Genomic DNA, 14636 nt, shown 5'->3' on the forward strand with positions numbered 1-14636 from the left:
CCGGGGTGCTCGATCAGAAGGTGTGGGCGGGCATCGGGAACGCCTGGCGGGCGGAGCTGCTCTTTCTCACGGGGCTGCATCCCGGCAGGCGGGGCGTCGACGCGTCGGCGGCGCGGGGGCTGTGGGAGGCGGCGGTCGCGTACCTCGCCCTGGGGAGGGACGCGGGGCAGGTCGTCAGCGACCCGTCCGCGCCGGACGAGCGCTGGGTGTACAAGCGCGAGCGCTGCCGACGCTGCGGTACGCCCGTCGAGACCTGGCAGCTCGCCTCCAGGATCGCGTACGCCTGTCCACGTGACCAGCCCCAGTAGGCTGAAAGTGACATGGCTAGCACAATGCGTGAATCGCTACTGGACATACGGCGTATCTACCTGGAGCCCGCCGCCGCCGAGCTGCCGCGAGGTCAGGAGATTCTGGCCCGCTTCCCCGGCGCCGAGCGTGTCGAGGTCGAGAGCCACCACCGCATCCCCGAACTTCACGGCGACGAGGCGAACGTGGCCCGCTGGGTCCGCATCAAGACCGAGGCCCTCGTGCTCGGGGTCAAGAAGTCGCTGACCGCGCGCCCCAACGGCCGCTCCGCCCACTTCATCGCCCCCTCCACGGCCAACGGCTGCGCGATGGCCTGCGCCTACTGCTACGTGCCGCGCCGCAAGGGCTACAGCAATCCGATCACGGTCTTCGCCAACATCGACCGGATCCTGGGGTACGTCGAGCGGCACGCCGGCCGGCAGGGCGTCAAGGCCGAGCCCGACCAGATCGACCCGCACGCCTGGGTCTACGACATCGGGGAGAACTCCGACTGCTCGCTCGACGCTACGGTGTCCGACAACGTGCGGGACCTGGTGGAGCTGTTCGGCCGGCTGCCCCATGCCAAGGCCAGCTTCGCCACCAAGTACGTCAACCGCGACCTGCTCGGCTGGGAGCCCCGGGGGCGCACCAGGGTGCGGTTCAGCCTCATGCCGGCGGCCGACTCCAAGCTGCTCGACATCCGCACCTCGCCGATCGCCGACCGCATCTCGGCGATCGGTGACTTCGTGGCGGCCGGGTACGAGGTGCACGTCAACTTCAGCCCCGTCGTCGTCCGCGACGGATGGCTGGAGGACTGGGCGGAGCTGCTCGACCAGCTCGACGACGCCCTGAGCGCCGAGGCGCGCGCGCAGCTCGCCGCAGAGGTGATCTTCCTGACCCACAACGACCGGCTGCACCAGGTCAACCTCGGCTGGCATCCGAAGGCCGAGGAGGTGCTGTGGCGGCCGGAGCTGCAGCAGACCAAGCGCTCGGAGACCGGCGGGTGGAACGTGCGCTACCGCAACGGGCACAAGGGCCGTTACGTAGCGGCGCTCACCGGCCTGATCGAGGAGCGGCTGCCGTACTGCCGCATCCGGTACGCGTTCTGACCGGGGCCGCCGGTTGCCGGGTCCCCGACGAACTCGACCGGCTCCTGATCATGATCCACTACGCGCCTGGGCGCAGCCACCGCAGGGCGGCGTCGGCGGGGTCGTCGGGCGTGCTGTTGAAGGCGATGGCCGCGTCGGGCGCGAGCCGGCGGACCAGGTTGACCACCTTCTCGAAGAATTCGAGCAGCGGCTCGTGCTTGCGGATGCCGCCCCCGATCACCACGCAGGCGTACTCACCGCGCGTCAGCGCCTCGCTGATCACTGCTTCGGGGTTCTCCTCGAGTGCCAGCAGGCAATAGTCGGCCTCGATGCCATGGTCGTCGAAGCGGGCCCGACCGCGCGCCATCGCCGCCTGGACCGGCTCCGGGTCCCAGCCCTCGATCTTGGTCGGATCGAGGCCGACCACCAGCACTCGTGCCACTGTCACGTGTCCCTCCTGACCGATTCCACGGCATCCCGATCGTCCACCGAGGACAGGCGCCGGGGCCGATCAATGGGCGGGGGACGCCGCCGACGGCTGCTCGTCCAGCGGTCGCCACGGCGCCCTCTGCACCAATTGAATTCTTCCGTCACGGAGCCAGGCCGGGCGACTAGAGGACGATAACCCATGCCCTGGTGACGTGACAGCCGCTTCCGTCGCCTCTGACCGTGGACAGCGGCCCAGGCTGATTCGATGCCTTCCACACCACAGGGCCGTCGATTTCTCTCGTATAGGGCCAGTGCGCCGAGGCGCACGAGACCCGTACATGATAAGGGCCGAAGCCGTCATAACAGATGCCGTGGCCCTCGTTATCGCTTTCTACGATCCCATCACAGCCCCACACCTCGGCGTGCGCGGGAACGGCTGCGGACATGACTGTGCCCGACACGGCCATGGCCGCCATCGACACACCGACCACTATTTTTCTGATGAGCTTCATCTCGTCCTTTCTCGTAATTCCCCGGCCCTATGGCCAGGTAAAAGCGAACCGATATAAGGATGTTATCCACGCGCTTCTCGTGCCTGAAAGTCGATTTCATGCCAGCCTTCGCCGCGTTTCTGTCAACTTGGGGTGACGCATCGGCGCTCGCTCGCTGCTACCGCTTTGATGTCATCGCCAGATCGAGCTATCATCGCCACATGGCGATTGATCCTGAAGGTGGCCGGTGTGTCAGCACCGACATCGCCGCCGGCGTCTCCCCGGCGGCGGCGCTGTTCCACTCCCTGGCCGACGAGACCCGGCTGCGCATCGTGGCCCGGCTGGCCCGGGGCGAGGCCCGCGTGGTCGACCTGACCGCCGAGCTCGGCCTGGCCCAGTCCACGGTGTCCAAGCACCTGGCGTGCCTGCGTGACTGCGACCTGGTCGAATACCGCGCCGAAGGCCGCCAGTCCTTCTACTCGCTGACGCGGCCCGAGCTGATGGACCTGCTGGCTTCCGCCGAGCACCTGCTGGCCGCCACCGGCCACGCCGTGGTGCTGTGCCCTGTCCACGACACCCGGCACGACACGGCCGGCGCGCACAGCGCACTTCGGGCCGAGCTCGACCGCGACCTCGCCCGGCTCGACACGCCGACCGGCGGGGAGAACGCTACGGGGGAGGCGGTGTCGTGACCGCGCTGAACCTGCCCGCCGCGGACCGGCGTACGGTGCTGCGGCGCCGGATCCGGTTGCTGGTCGCCGCGACCATCACCTACAACGTGATCGAAGCCGCCGTCGCCATCACCGCCGGCACCGTCGCCTCCTCCGCCGCGCTGATCGGCTTCGGGCTCGACTCGGTGGTGGAGGTTGCCTCGGCCGCCGCGGTGGCCTGGCAGTTCTCCGCCGCCGACCCCGAACGCCGGGAGAGGACCGCGCTGCGGGTCATCGCGATCTCGTTCTTCGCACTGGCCGCCTACGTCACCTTCGACGCCGTCCGGGCGCTGCTCGGCGCCGGCGAGGCCGGACACTCAACCCCCGGTCTGATCCTGGCGGCCCTGTCGCTGGTGATCATGCCCTTCCTGTCGTACGCCCAGCGCCGCGCCGGCCGCGAGCTCGGCTCCGCTTCCGCCGTCGCCGACTCCAAGCAGACGCTGCTGTGCACCTACCTGTCGGCGGTGCTGCTCGTGGGGCTGGCGCTCAACAGTCTGTTCGGCTGGTCCTGGGCGGATCCGATCGCCGCGCTGGTGATCGCGGCCGTCGCGGTCAAGGAAGGTCGCGAGGCCTGGCAGGGTGACGCCTGTTGCGCCACCCCGCCAGCCACTGTCTCTACCAGCGCCGACGCCGCGGGACAGGGCGCGGGATGCGGGACCTGCGCCCCCGGCTGTTCCTGCTGCGCATCCTCCGGAGGCTGACGTTCGCCCTCGCCCCAACCCCATCTGCACCGCCACACGTGGGTGGGCCGCCTCCTGATCGAGGCGGCGGCGAGCACGGGTGCTCGGCCGATTCGAACACCGATACCCTTCTCCCATGGGACGTGATGAACGCGGTGTGACCCCTCAAAGTGAGGACTTCTCGGCCTGGTACAACGAGCTGGTGGCCAAGGCCCAGCTGGTGGACCGGGGCCCGGCGAAGGGCACCATGGTCATCCGACCGTACGGCTACCGTCTGTGGGAGCTTCTCCAGGGAGAGCTGGACCAGCGGATCAAGGACACCGGCCACCAGAACGCCTACTTCCCGCTGCTGATCCCCGAGAGCTATCTGCAGCGGGAGGCGCAGCACGTCGAGGGCTTCTCGCCCGAGCTGGCGGTCGTCACCCACGCGGGCGGCAAGGAGCTGGAGGAGCCGCTGGTCGTCCGGCCCACGTCGGAGACGATCATCGGCGAGATGATGGCCAAGTGGGTGTCCTCCCACCGCGACCTGCCCCTGCTGCTCAACCAGTGGGCCAACGTCGTGCGCTGGGAGCTGCGGCCCCGGATGTTCCTGCGCACCACGGAGTTCCTCTGGCAGGAGGGCCACACCGCGCACGCCGACGAGGCCGACGCGATGCGCGAGACGATGCTCGCCCTCGACCTCTACACCGAGGTCGCGCGCGACATCGCGGCGCTCCCGGTGGTGCCGGGCGAGAAGACGGCGGGGGAGCGGTTCGCGGGCGCGGTGCGTACGTTCACCATCGAGGGCATGATGCGCGACGGCAAGGCGCTGCAGGCGGGCACCTCCCACTACATGGGCACCAACTTCGCCTCGGCCTTCGAGATCCAGTACACCTCCGAGGCCGGGCGACTCGAACTGTGCCACACCACGTCCTGGGGGATGTCCACCCGGATGATCGGTGGCGTCATCATGACCCATGGCGACGACAAGGGCCTGGTCCTGCCGCCCCGCCTGGCTCCGTACCAGGTCGTGATCGTCCCCATCGGCCGAGGTGACCAGCCCGTGGTCGCCGCTCGTGAGCTCGCCGGCCGGCTGAAGGCGGCGGGGGTCCGGGCGCATGTCGACGACCGCGCCCACCTCTCACCCGGTTACCGGTTCAACGACTGGGAGCTTCGCGGCGTGCCGGTGCGGCTCGAACTCGGCCCGCGTGACCTGGAGTCCGGCACGGTGGTCATGGCCAAGCGGCTCGGCGACGAGGGCAAGCAGAGCATCCCGCTGGATTCGGTCGCCGACATCATGCCCGGTGTGCTGGACGACTTCCAGGACTTCCTCCTGCGGCGGGCCGTCGGCTTCCGCGACGCCCACACGCGTGCGGCCGACACCTGGGAGTCGTTCGCCGACGCCGTCACCACGGGCTGGGCCTCGGCTCTGCACTGCGGCGACGCCGCCTGCGAGGACGACATCAAGACCGAGACGGCGGCGACGCCCCGATGTGTCCCGCTCGACGGAGCCGCCGAGTCCGGAGACTGCGTCCGCTGCGGTCAGCCCGCCGCCTATGGCAAGCGTGTCCTGTTCGGCCGCTCCTACTGAGCCCGCCCCGCCCACCTGTCACATGGACCGGAGGGCGGCGGCGGTGAAGTCGTCCAGCGGGTAGAAGAGTTCGATCGCCAGCTCCGACAGCGTCACGTCGGCCGGGGCGCCGAAGGTGGCCATGGTGCTGAACATCGCCAGCTCGCCGAACGGCGTGCGGATGCGCAACGGCACCTGGATCGGGCTCGGCCGGTGCCGTGAGACCTCGTCCTCGCCTTCGGGCACGGGGTAGCGGGCGACCTCCTCGTGCAGTGTGCGGAGTTCGGCGTCGCCGGTGGCGTTGACCTGGTGTGAGAGCCGTTCGAGGAAGAGCTCCCGTACCTCGCCCAGGTTGGCCAGCCGCGCGGCCAGCCCGTCGGGGTGCAGGACCAGCCGGAACACGTTCGGCTGAGGCTTCAGCAGGTGCGGCGGGATGCCGCTCATGAGCACGTCCATGGCGCGGTTGCCCTGGACCACGTTCCAGAGCCGGTCGATCACGACCGCCGGGTACGGCTCGTGCGCCGCCAGCATGGTCTCCAGCGCGGAGCGGATCGAGGCCATGTAGCCGTCGTCCAGGCTGCTCTCCCGGTACGCCGGGGCGTAGTCGGCGGCCAGCAGCAGGGTGTTGCGCTCGCGCAGCGGCACCTCCAGTGCGGCCGAGAGGCGCAGCAGCATCTTCCGGCTCGGGCGGGCACGGCCGTTCTCCAGGTACGACAGGTGCCGCGCCGAGGTGTCTGCCAGGTTGGCGAGATCGAGCTGGCTGAGCCTGCGGCGCTGCCGCCACTCCCGCAGCAGGGCTCCCACGTGGGACGGCTGTTCCGGATCCATGCCGAGGAGGATAGGCCCCCCGCCAGGTGGGGGCGGCCATGACCTCTGACGTTATTGAGCTCATGACCCCTGCGGTGACATGGTCGTCCCGGTCAGAGACCACTCGGGAAGAGGAGATCTGTATGAGTGCCCCCCGGCACCCGGACGCCACCGAACCGCTGCGCAGAATCCTGCGGATCGACGGGTGGAGCACCGCCGTCTTCGGCGTGGTGATGCTCGCCGCCGCGCAACCGCTCAGCGGCCCGCTCGGCCTGCCGACGGCCTGGTCCGTCCCGTTCGGCGTGGCCATGCTGGGCGGAGCCGCCGCGCTCGGCCTCATCGCCGGGTATCCGCGCATTCCGGCGCGGTACGTGGCGTTCGTCGTCGCGGGCAACGCGCTGTCGTGTGTCGCGCTGCTGGTCCTTGTGTTCGCCGACGTGCTGCCGCTAACCGGTTTGGGAGTCGTCTTCATGCTGACCGGCGCGCTGGTGGTCGCGGTCTACGCCGGGCTGGAGTTCGTCGGCTACCGGGCCGCGGGGACACCACGCCCGTCCGCTCGGTTGTGATCGCGGGGCCGGCGCGGCGGAGATCGGTTGCGTGAGGCTCCGGGGGGAGTGTCGAATGGGGATCGGCATGAGCGGAACGTCGGCGACCCCTTGGAGACGCTATGAGACCGTTGGCCATCGCCCTGGTAGCGGTCCTGCTGGCCGCGGGCTGTTCGACGCCGCGCCGGGACAAGGTCACGGTCGCGTGCGGGGCCGGCGAGCGGTGGTGCGCGATGATGGTCAAGAGGTTCTCCGACGCCACCGGCGTGGAGGCCGACTTCGTCCGGCTGTCGAGCGGGGAGGCGCTGGAGCGGATCAGGTCGGCCAGGGCGCGGCAGGAGTTCGACGTCTGGCATGGCGGTCCGGCCGACTCCTACGTGGCCGCCAAGAACCAGGGGCTGCTGGAGGCGTACGAATCCGAGAAGTCGGGTGAGATCCGGGAGCACTGGATCGATCGGGAACACACCTGGAGCGGGATCTACGCCGGCGTGCTCGCCTTCTGCAACAACACCGAGGAGCTGGCCGAGCGGGGCATGAAGCCGATCCGCTCCTGGCGGGAACTGCTGGACGAGCGGCTGCGCGGCGGCGTCGCCATCGCCCATCCCGCGACGTCCGGGACCGCGTACACCGCCCTGTGGACGCAGGTGGAGCTCAACGGCGGCGATCAGGACGCGGCGCTCAGCTACATGCGCGGCCTGCACCCGAACGTGCTGCGCTACAACTCCTCCGGCAGCGCGGCCGCCGTTCAGGCGGCCAAGGAGGAGGCGGCCGTGGGCGTGGTCTTCTCCCACGACTGCGTCGCCGCGCAGGAGCAGGGCTACCCGAACCTGGAGGTGACCTTCCCGCAGGAGGGCACCGGCTACGAGCTCGGCGGGCTGGCCGTGCTGGCCGGGGCGCACAACCCCGACAGCGCGCGCACGTACGTCGACTGGGCGCTGAGCGGAGCGTCCCAGCGGCTGGGGCCGCTGGTGCAGTTCTACGCCCTGCCCACCAACACCGAGGTGCCGGCGCACTCCAAGGCGGCCGACCCGGCGACGGTCAAGCTGGTCCCCTACGACGTGGAGGTCGCCGGGCGCGCCAAGCAGGCGCTCGTCGGCAGGTTCGCCGCGGAGGTCGCCGAACCTCCCGCCTGAGGCGTCGCCCCGCGCTGTGGCGCCACCTGGCAGCAGGCCGGAGGGCGGGGACGTCGGAGGTCTCCTCAGACGCCGGCCTGGGATGCGGACGCCTGGCGGTCGCGGGTCCAGGCGGGGCTGTCGAGGAAGTGGTTGTCGTAGAGCTCCTGGGAGGCGAGCAGTTCCTCCAGCGTGGCCTCGCCCCTGCGGAGGCGGTCGAGCAGGCGGAAGTACTCGAAACGCTGGATCCCTGGGGCGACGACGATGAGCAGGTCGGCGGTGTGGCCTGGGGCGGCGGCGAAGGCGTGGGGCGTCATCGGGGGCACCGCCGCCACGTCACCCGCCTCCAGCGTCACGATCTCCGTGCCCGAAAGGACGCGGGCCTTTCCCTCCAGCAGGTAGAACAGCTCGGTCGAGGTGGCGTGGTGGTGCGGCACGGCGCCGTCCGCGCCCGCGGCGAGGGTCATCCGGATGGTGCTCAGCGCGCCGCCGGTGTCGCTGGAGTCGAGCAGCAGCCGCCCCGTGGCCGCGGGGGAGACGATGGACTCGGCGTCGGCCTCGCGGACGACGGCCGTTTCTACGATCATGGACATGTCAGGCTCCCTTCGAGCGCGGACGACACCAGCCGCTCCGCGTAGGCGCGGTCGACCGCCGCGCCCGTGATCATCACTCGGTAGTAGAGGGCTCCGGCCAGCTGGTCGAACAGCGCCTCGGCATCCAGGTCCGCGCGGAGTTCGCCGCGCAGGCGCGCCCGTTCGATGAGGGCGAGCGCGAGGGCGTTGCGCCGGGCGTACTGATCGCGGGCCAGCCGGCCGATGTCCTCGTGCCTGGCCGCGGCGCCCACCAGCTCGCCGGCCACCCCTGCCGACGCGCCCTCACGGCCACCCGCGGTGCGCATGCGGTTGAGGCCGGCGGCGATCTTCTCCAGATAGTCGACGAGGTCGGCCCGGATGTCGCCGGTATCGGTGATCTCGTCGTCCGCCTGCAGCCGCGCGACCACCGCGACGGCCAGGTGATCCCTGGTCGGCCAGCGGCGGTACAGCGTGGTCTTGGCCACGCCCGCCTGCTCGGCCACCTCGTCGATGGACAGCCCGGTGTATCCGCGCTCGGCGATCAGGGCGGCGGCGATCCGCAGCACCCGCTCGTCCACCTGCGTGTCACGCGGTCGTCCGCGAGGCGCCATCACGAACCCTCCCTATTTCGCAACTCGTGTAGCGAAATAAAAGATACTCCGGGCGAACCTATTACGCAACATGAGTTTCGTATTACTGAGCTAGCGTGGCGTCGCGCACGCGGGGTGACTCTCCGTTACCTTGCCGGGTGAACGAGAGGATCGGCAGTGAATGATGTGCGCAGGGCTGTGTCCCGCAGGTTGTTCGTCAGCGGCATGTTCGCCGCGCTGGGCACCGCTCCCGCGGCCGCCGGCGGGGTCGCCGCCGCGGCGGCCGGGGGAGGGGTGCTGCGGGCCCGGCCCGCCACCGTGTTCCTCGGCGGGCGGGCCCTGTCCACGTGGACCTACGGCGGCGAGCTGCCCGGTCCCACCATCCGCGCCACGGCAGGCGGCACCGTACGGGCCAGGCTCGTCAACGACCTGCCCGCGCCGACCACCGTGCACTGGCACGGCATCAGGATCGCCGCGGACATGGACGGCGCCCCCGGCTTCTCCCAGCGGGCGACCCCGCCCGGCGGCACTTTTGACTACGTGTTCACCGTCCCCGACCCCGGCACGTACTTCTACCACTCGCACGTCGGCATGCAGAGCGACCGCGGCCTGTACGGCGCGCTCATCGTGGCGGACCCACGCGAGCCGCTCGGCTACGACCAGGAGTTCACGGTCGTGCTCGACGACTGGCAGGACGGCGTCAGGGGCACGCCCGACGACTCACAGCAGCGGGTGAGCGCGACCACGCATGACGTGAGCCTGAGCAGCCCGGTCCTCCGCGGCGTCTCGGGGCACGTGCGCTACCCCTACTACCTGGTCAACGGCCGCACCGCGGACGAGCCCACGACGTTCCTCAGCCGGCCAGGCACGAGGGTCAGGTTCCGGGTGATCAACGCGGGTGCCGACACCGCTTTCCGGGTCGCGCTCGGCGGGCACCGCATGACCGTCACCCACACCGACGGGTTCCCCTGCGAGCCCGTCACGGTGGACGCGTTCGTGATCGGCATGGGCGAACGCTACGACTTCGTCACCACGCTGGACGCGGGGGCGTTCCCGCTGATGGCGATGGCGGAGGGCAAGAGCGGGAGGGCGTTCGCGGTGGTGCGGACCACGCGCCACGCCCGCACGCCGTCGCGGGACGGCAAGGTGCCGGAGCTTGACCGGCGGATGCTGAAATATCAGGATCTGCGGGCGCGACGTGCCGACCATCTCCGCCTTCCGTCCCGGACCGTCACCGTCACGCTCGGCCTGCGCGACCTCCCGGGCGGCGGCGAGTGGACGCTCAACGGCCGCCTCGCCACGGATCCGATGCGCCTGCGGGTCGACCGGGGCGAGACGATCAGGATCATCCTGCACAACGACACGCACATGTGGCATCCCATGCACCTGCACGGCCACACCTTCCAGGTCCGGACCAGCGACCGGGGCGGCCCGAGGAAGGACACCGTGAACATCATGCCGCGCAAGCGCGTGAAGATCGACGTGCACGCCGACAACCCCGGCGAGTGGATGTTCCACTGCCACAACCTCTACCACCAGGAGCAGGGCATGATGGGCGTGCTCGGCTACGGCAAGGCGCCCCGGCACCAGCACGGCATGAAGCACTGAGCCCGTCGGCGACCGTCCGCCGCCCTTCAGGAGCAGCCCTCGAACTGCGGGACGGCGATCACCGACAGGTCGATGCCCGATTTGCCGAACCACTTGTCCAGCAGCATGTGCGCGGTGCCGTCCTGGTACATCTGGGTGATGGCCCGGTTGAGCTCCTCGCAACCGTCGACGTCGCCCTTGCGGACGCCGATCGAGGTGCGTTGCTCGTTGAAGGTCGCGCCCACCAGGTGCAGGTCGACGCCCGGTTTGGTGAGCAGTCCCGCCAGGATCTGGCTGTTGGTGGAGATGGCGTCGATCCTGCCGTCCTCGATCATCTCCAGGCAGACGTCGTAGTCGGGGGCCGCGACGGCGACCGCCTCGACCCCGCGCTCGTCGATGATCCGCTGGGCGATGTTCGTGCCGCGCACCCAGCAGATCTTGCGGCCCTCCAGATCGCGTACGTCCCGGATGGCGGCCTGGTCGGCGGGCCGTACCGCGATGTCCTGGAAGTCGACGTGGTACGGCCCGGCGAAGTCGATCACCTTCTTGCGCTCCGGGGTGACCGACATGTGGGCGAAGACGAGGTCGGCGCGCCCGTCGGTGAGCACGGTGAGCTGGTCGCCGGCCTTGATCTCCAGCCAGCGGATCCGCTTGCCCAGCCGGGAGACGAGGTCCCCGGCCACGTCGATGTTGAAGCCGTGGTAGGCGCCGTCCTGCCCCTTGAAGCTGATCAGCGGCACGTCGGAGCGAATGGCGACGATCAGCTCGTCCTTGTCCACGAGGGAGTCCGGCCGCGTTGCGCCGCAGGCGGTGAGCAGCAGGATCAGGCAGATCAGCAGTCGTCTCACCGGTACTCCCGGAGTCGTGGCCAGACGCCGACCAGGACGAGCAGGGCGCCGGCCGCCAGCCCCGCGGGGATCAGCCGCCACAGCGTCTCCAGGGCTCCGTCGCCGCTGTCGATGGCGCGCTCGAAGTCGGACTCGTGCCGCCGGACCAGCTCCTCCAGCGACTTGTCGTAGCTCTCGTAGGCCCGGGTGAGCTCGCCGTCCCAGAACTTGATCGCCGCTTCGCCCGACATGGTGCGCATCCGCGCGTCAGCCTGCTGGAACTTCTGGTAGGCGGCGAAGAGCCTGGCCCGGTCCTCGCCGGTCAGGCCGCCGAGCAGCCCCTGGAAGTCCGCCCGCAGCTTGCTCTGGTAGTCGGGCAGGCTGGTGGACTCGACGGCGGCGACGGTGCGGGCCTTGTCCAGGAAGGTGTGTTCGTAGGTGTCCCTGCGGAAGTGGTCGAGCAGGTAGCGGCTCTGGTCCCCGTGCATGCTCTTGCTGATCGCCCGCGCCCTGGTCAGGGTGAGCACCGAGTCGAACCCGCCGCGCTTGGCCGCCTCCAGCGCCTGGCCCTGCTGGTTGATCAGGACGGCGCCGGTCACCAGGCCGGCCGCGCCCAGCACGGTGGCGAGCACCAGGGCCGGCGCGAAGACCCGGCGGAACCTGCTGGTCAGGTAGGTCTGCAGGGCCAGCAGGCAGGCCAGCGCGAGCAGGCCGGTGACGATGACCGCGATGCGGGCCAGCGAGGTGGCCGATCGCTCGGCGTCGTGCGCCCGCCTGACGATCGTGCCGGTCTCCAGGGTCAGGTTGTAGGCCTTGGGCAGCAGTTCGCGGTGCATGAGGTCGGTGGCCCGCTGGTAGGCCCCGACCACGTGGTCGGGCGGCGGGCCCGCGGTGTGCCCGGACTGCGCGTCGAGCAGCCGCGCCTGGGCGGCCAGCCGTTCGTAGCGGCCCAGCCCTTCGATCAGCGATTCGACCGTGCGCTGCTCGGTGGGGTTGTCCAGGGCCAGCCGGTAGGCCTTGAGCAGGCTCTCGGAGATGTCCAGCCGCCGCTGGTCGTAGAGGGTGAGGTCGGCCTGCTGCTGCGGCCCGTACTCCCTGCCGAGCAGCAGGGTTTCGGCCACCAGCGCGTCCATCTCCGACATCTGCCGATACAGGCCCGTGGTGGCGAGCACCTGCGGGCCGGCGTCGTGCCCGATGGTGCGCAGGCTGGAGCCCGTGCTCGCGGCGCCGGCCAGGATCGCGGTCAGCAGCAGCGCCAGCGACAGCACGGACAGCCCGGCCAGGGTGCGTACCCGTCTGGAGACCGCCACCTTGCGCCGCACCGGCGGCGTCACCGTCACCGTCATGGGCGGCTCCCGCGGGGGACTCCGGGATCCTGGGTGTGCACCGCGCCTCCCGAGATCGACTCGTGCTGCGAGATCGAGCATGGCCGCGGGCACGGCGGCTACGCAAGGGGGGCCGCCGGGACGTCGACGGAGATGCTCAGTAGTAGCCCTTGCGGCCGTCGACGAGTTCGCGCACGGTGTCGAGGTGGCCGGCGTGCCGGCCGGTCTCCTCGACCATGTGGATGAGCATCCAGCGCAGGCTGGCGGCGGCGGAGCGGAAGTCCGGATGCTTGCCGACGTCGTCCAGGGAGTGCGTGGCCACGATGTCGTTGGACACGGCGCACTGCCGCTCGTACTCCTCGAGGAGGCGGGCGAGCGGGATGTCGTCGACCATCATGTCCGCGTCCTCGGGAACGCCCTCGTCGAACTGCGGGCCGACGGCGGGGCCGCCCATGAACAGGACCTCGAACCAGCAGTGCTCGACCCAGCGCAGGTGCGACACCAGGCCGGCCATCGTCATCAGCGGCGAGTCCGGCAGGACCGGACGGTGGGCATCCTCTTCCGACAGCCCCTCACATTTCCAGTGCACGATGGCGCGCTGCATGTCGAGCCAGCCGACGAGCTGGGTGCGCTCGTCCGCGACGAAGGGGGGCCGGATGCGTGGAGGCGTCATGGCGACGGACGATACTGTGACTGCCCCGCCCGGCGCACGTCATTTTCACCGGGGGCCGCCTCGGCGATCAGTCGCAGGTCACAGGGCCGGATTGGCGTCCGGGCCCTCGGTGCTGAGCAGGACGACCGTGGCGCCCGGGCCGACGCCCAGTGCGGCGCGGCGGGCCTCGGCGCCCTCGCCGGTCAGGGCCGCCCGGGCGCCCGCGAGCGCCGCCGCGCCGCACGGGCCGGCCGCGATCCCGTCCGCGGCCAGGTCGCGGGCGGCGGCGGCGCTGTCGGCGTCGCTGATCGCCACCGCCGCGTCCAGGCCGTCCCGCAGGTACGGCCACGCCAGGCTGGACGGTGTGCCGCAGTTGAGCCCCGCCATGATCGTGCCGCCGGTCTCGACGCTGACGGGCGCGCCCCGCAGCAGGCTCGCCAGCACGCAGGCCGCCGAATCGGGCTCCACCGTCATGAGCGCCGGCGCCCCCGTGCCGGCCCGGTAGTGCCTCACCGCCGCCTGCGCGAGCGACCCGACTCCGGCCGGGACGACGACCAGGTCAGGGGTGCCCGGCAGCTGCTCGTCCAGCTCGGCGAACAGCGTCGAGTAGCCCTCCACGATCCACCCGGGCGTCTCCTCGTAGCCGGGCCACGCGGTGTCCTGGACGAGCACCGCGCCGGGTTCGTCCGCCGCCCGGGCGGCGCCGCGTACAGCCTCGTCGTAGTCGCCGCCGACCTCCGTGACCCGCGCCCCCTCGGCCGCGATGGCCGCCACCGCCGCCGGGTGCACGCCCTTGGGCACGAACACGCGCGCCCGCTGCCCGAACAGCCGCGCCATGCGCGCCACCGCCCGGCCGTGGTTGCCGTCGGTGGCGGTGACCAGCAGTACGGGGTCGTCCCCCGGGCGGGCGGCGAGGATCCGGTGGATCGCCCAGGAGGCGCCCAGCGCCTTGAACGCGGGCAGGCCCAGCCGGCTCGACTCGTCCTTGACGAGGAGGCAGGCCACCCCCAGGCCGGCGGCCGGCCCGGGGGTCTCGGTCAGCGGGGTGGGCGCGTAGCCCGCCAGGGCGGCGTGGAACTCCCGCACCCCGGCGGGGGCGGGCTCGCAGGTCCAGGAGCGGGCGGCGGGTCGGGCGTACCAGGTGTCGTGCAGCACACGTTCCACGTTGCCCGCCCTGCCCGCGTCCAGTCCAGCACCGTCGCCCCCGCGGCGCTCAGCCGGTGACGCGCCGGAGCTTGAGCACGTTGTCCGTACGGGTGCCCGGGCGGCCGTCGGGGCGCGTCTGGACGCGTTCGTGCTCTTCGGCGAGCTCCACCTGCCACTCGCCGTCGCGCGGTTCCAGGCTCCTGAGGACCTCCTGCGGGGTGGGGAAGTGCACGTCGGGGTG

16 protein-coding genes and 1 pseudogene are annotated in these 14636 nt (G+C 70.9%); 8 read left to right on the forward strand and 9 right to left on the reverse strand.

Translation table 11 applies throughout. The features are described 5' to 3' along the window. Both ADY59_RS41625 and ADY59_RS41630 read left to right on the forward strand, forming a co-directional pair. Nucleotides 1-308: pseudogene (locus ADY59_RS41625) on the forward strand (formamidopyrimidine-DNA glycolase); the annotation flags it as partial. A gap of 24 nt (nt 309-332) precedes the next feature. Beyond that, on the forward strand, nt 333-1394 hold the full coding sequence (locus ADY59_RS41630) for a spore photoproduct lyase family protein (protein WP_049575039.1): 1062 nt from the start codon (nt 333-335) through the stop codon (nt 1392-1394). Nucleotides 1395-1452: 58 nt separating this feature from the next. Here the strand turns inward: ADY59_RS41630 and ADY59_RS41635 are convergent, their stop codons facing one another. Next, complete coding sequence (locus tag ADY59_RS41635; protein WP_049575042.1) at nt 1453-1821, reverse strand: hypothetical protein; 369 nt, start codon at nt 1819-1821, stop codon at nt 1453-1455. Between the two features lie 163 nt (nt 1822-1984). Beyond that, on the reverse strand, nt 1985-2314 hold the full coding sequence (locus ADY59_RS50735) for a hypothetical protein (RefSeq protein WP_156326068.1): 330 nt from the start codon (nt 2312-2314) through the stop codon (nt 1985-1987). A gap of 200 nt (nt 2315-2514) precedes the next feature. On the opposite strand from ADY59_RS50735, the gene ADY59_RS41640 reads away from it, so the two are divergent. The 3 genes from ADY59_RS41640 to proS all read left to right on the forward strand — a co-directional run bounded on the left by ADY59_RS41640 (nt 2515) and on the right by proS (nt 5253). Next, nucleotides 2515-2985, forward strand: coding sequence for an ArsR/SmtB family transcription factor (locus ADY59_RS41640; RefSeq protein WP_082310805.1), 471 nt, complete (start codon nt 2515-2517; stop codon nt 2983-2985). After that, a complete protein-coding gene (locus ADY59_RS41645) occupies nt 2982-3704 on the forward strand; it encodes a cation transporter (protein WP_049575045.1) in 723 nt (240 codons plus the stop codon). The genes ADY59_RS41640 and ADY59_RS41645 overlap by 4 nt, the downstream gene beginning before the upstream one ends. 115 nt (nt 3705-3819) lie before the next feature. Next, entirely contained in the window at nt 3820-5253 is a 1434-nt protein-coding gene (gene proS, locus ADY59_RS41650) for a proline--tRNA ligase (RefSeq protein WP_049575046.1), read from the forward strand. A gap of 18 nt (nt 5254-5271) precedes the next feature. Here proS and ADY59_RS41655 read toward each other — a convergent pair whose 3' ends face one another. Continuing rightward, nucleotides 5272-6060 (reverse strand): helix-turn-helix domain-containing protein, encoded by a 789-nt coding sequence (locus tag ADY59_RS41655; RefSeq protein ID WP_049575047.1) that lies wholly within the window; start codon nt 6058-6060, stop codon nt 5272-5274. A 122-nt stretch (nt 6061-6182) separates the two neighbouring features. On the opposite strand from ADY59_RS41655, the gene ADY59_RS41660 reads away from it, so the two are divergent. Together ADY59_RS41660 and ADY59_RS41665 are read left to right on the forward strand one after the other, a co-directional pair. Beyond that, entirely contained in the window at nt 6183-6605 is a 423-nt protein-coding gene (locus ADY59_RS41660) for a hypothetical protein (RefSeq protein WP_049575048.1), read from the forward strand. A 101-nt stretch (nt 6606-6706) separates the two neighbouring features. Continuing rightward, nucleotides 6707-7717: an ABC transporter substrate-binding protein gene (locus tag ADY59_RS41665; protein WP_063780949.1), complete on the forward strand. Its 1011-nt coding sequence runs from the start codon at nt 6707-6709 to the stop codon at nt 7715-7717. Nucleotides 7718-7782: 65 nt separating this feature from the next. Here the strand turns inward: ADY59_RS41665 and ADY59_RS41670 are convergent, their stop codons facing one another. Continuing rightward, nucleotides 7783-8289 carry a cupin domain-containing protein gene (locus tag ADY59_RS41670; RefSeq protein WP_049575050.1) on the reverse strand — a complete coding sequence of 169 codons (507 nt, stop codon included), beginning with the start codon at nt 8287-8289 and terminating at the stop codon, nt 7783-7785. Then, a complete protein-coding gene (locus ADY59_RS41675; RefSeq protein ID WP_063780950.1) occupies nt 8280-8879 on the reverse strand; it encodes a TetR/AcrR family transcriptional regulator in 600 nt (199 codons plus the stop codon). The genes ADY59_RS41670 and ADY59_RS41675 overlap by 10 nt, the downstream gene beginning before the upstream one ends. A 156-nt stretch (nt 8880-9035) precedes the next feature. On the opposite strand from ADY59_RS41675, the gene ADY59_RS41680 reads away from it, so the two are divergent. Beyond that, nucleotides 9036-10466, forward strand: coding sequence for a multicopper oxidase family protein (locus tag ADY59_RS41680; RefSeq protein ID WP_231619148.1), 1431 nt, complete (start codon nt 9036-9038; stop codon nt 10464-10466). Nucleotides 10467-10492: 26 nt separating this feature from the next. Here ADY59_RS41680 and ADY59_RS41685 read toward each other — a convergent pair whose 3' ends face one another. The 4 genes from ADY59_RS41685 to ADY59_RS41700 all read right to left on the reverse strand — a co-directional run bounded on the left by ADY59_RS41685 (nt 10493) and on the right by ADY59_RS41700 (nt 14413). Next, a complete protein-coding gene (locus ADY59_RS41685; protein WP_053175649.1) occupies nt 10493-11293 on the reverse strand; it encodes a substrate-binding periplasmic protein in 801 nt (266 codons plus the stop codon). After that, entirely contained in the window at nt 11290-12618 is a 1329-nt protein-coding gene (locus tag ADY59_RS51985) for a hypothetical protein (RefSeq protein WP_049575052.1), read from the reverse strand. The genes ADY59_RS41685 and ADY59_RS51985 overlap by 4 nt, the downstream gene beginning before the upstream one ends. 136 nt (nt 12619-12754) lie before the next feature. Then, on the reverse strand, nt 12755-13270 hold the full coding sequence (locus ADY59_RS41695; RefSeq protein ID WP_049575055.1) for a DinB family protein: 516 nt from the start codon (nt 13268-13270) through the stop codon (nt 12755-12757). A 78-nt stretch (nt 13271-13348) separates the two neighbouring features. Next, nucleotides 13349-14413 carry a pyridoxal-phosphate dependent enzyme gene (locus tag ADY59_RS41700; RefSeq protein WP_053175652.1) on the reverse strand — a complete coding sequence of 355 codons (1065 nt, stop codon included), beginning with the start codon at nt 14411-14413 and terminating at the stop codon, nt 13349-13351. Between the last annotated feature and the right edge of the window lie 223 nt (nt 14414-14636).

Origin of the sequence: Nonomuraea sp. SBT364, from assembly GCF_001083785.1 — a bacterium.
In the GTDB taxonomy this organism is placed as follows: Bacteria; Actinomycetota; Actinomycetes; order Streptosporangiales; family Streptosporangiaceae; genus Nonomuraea.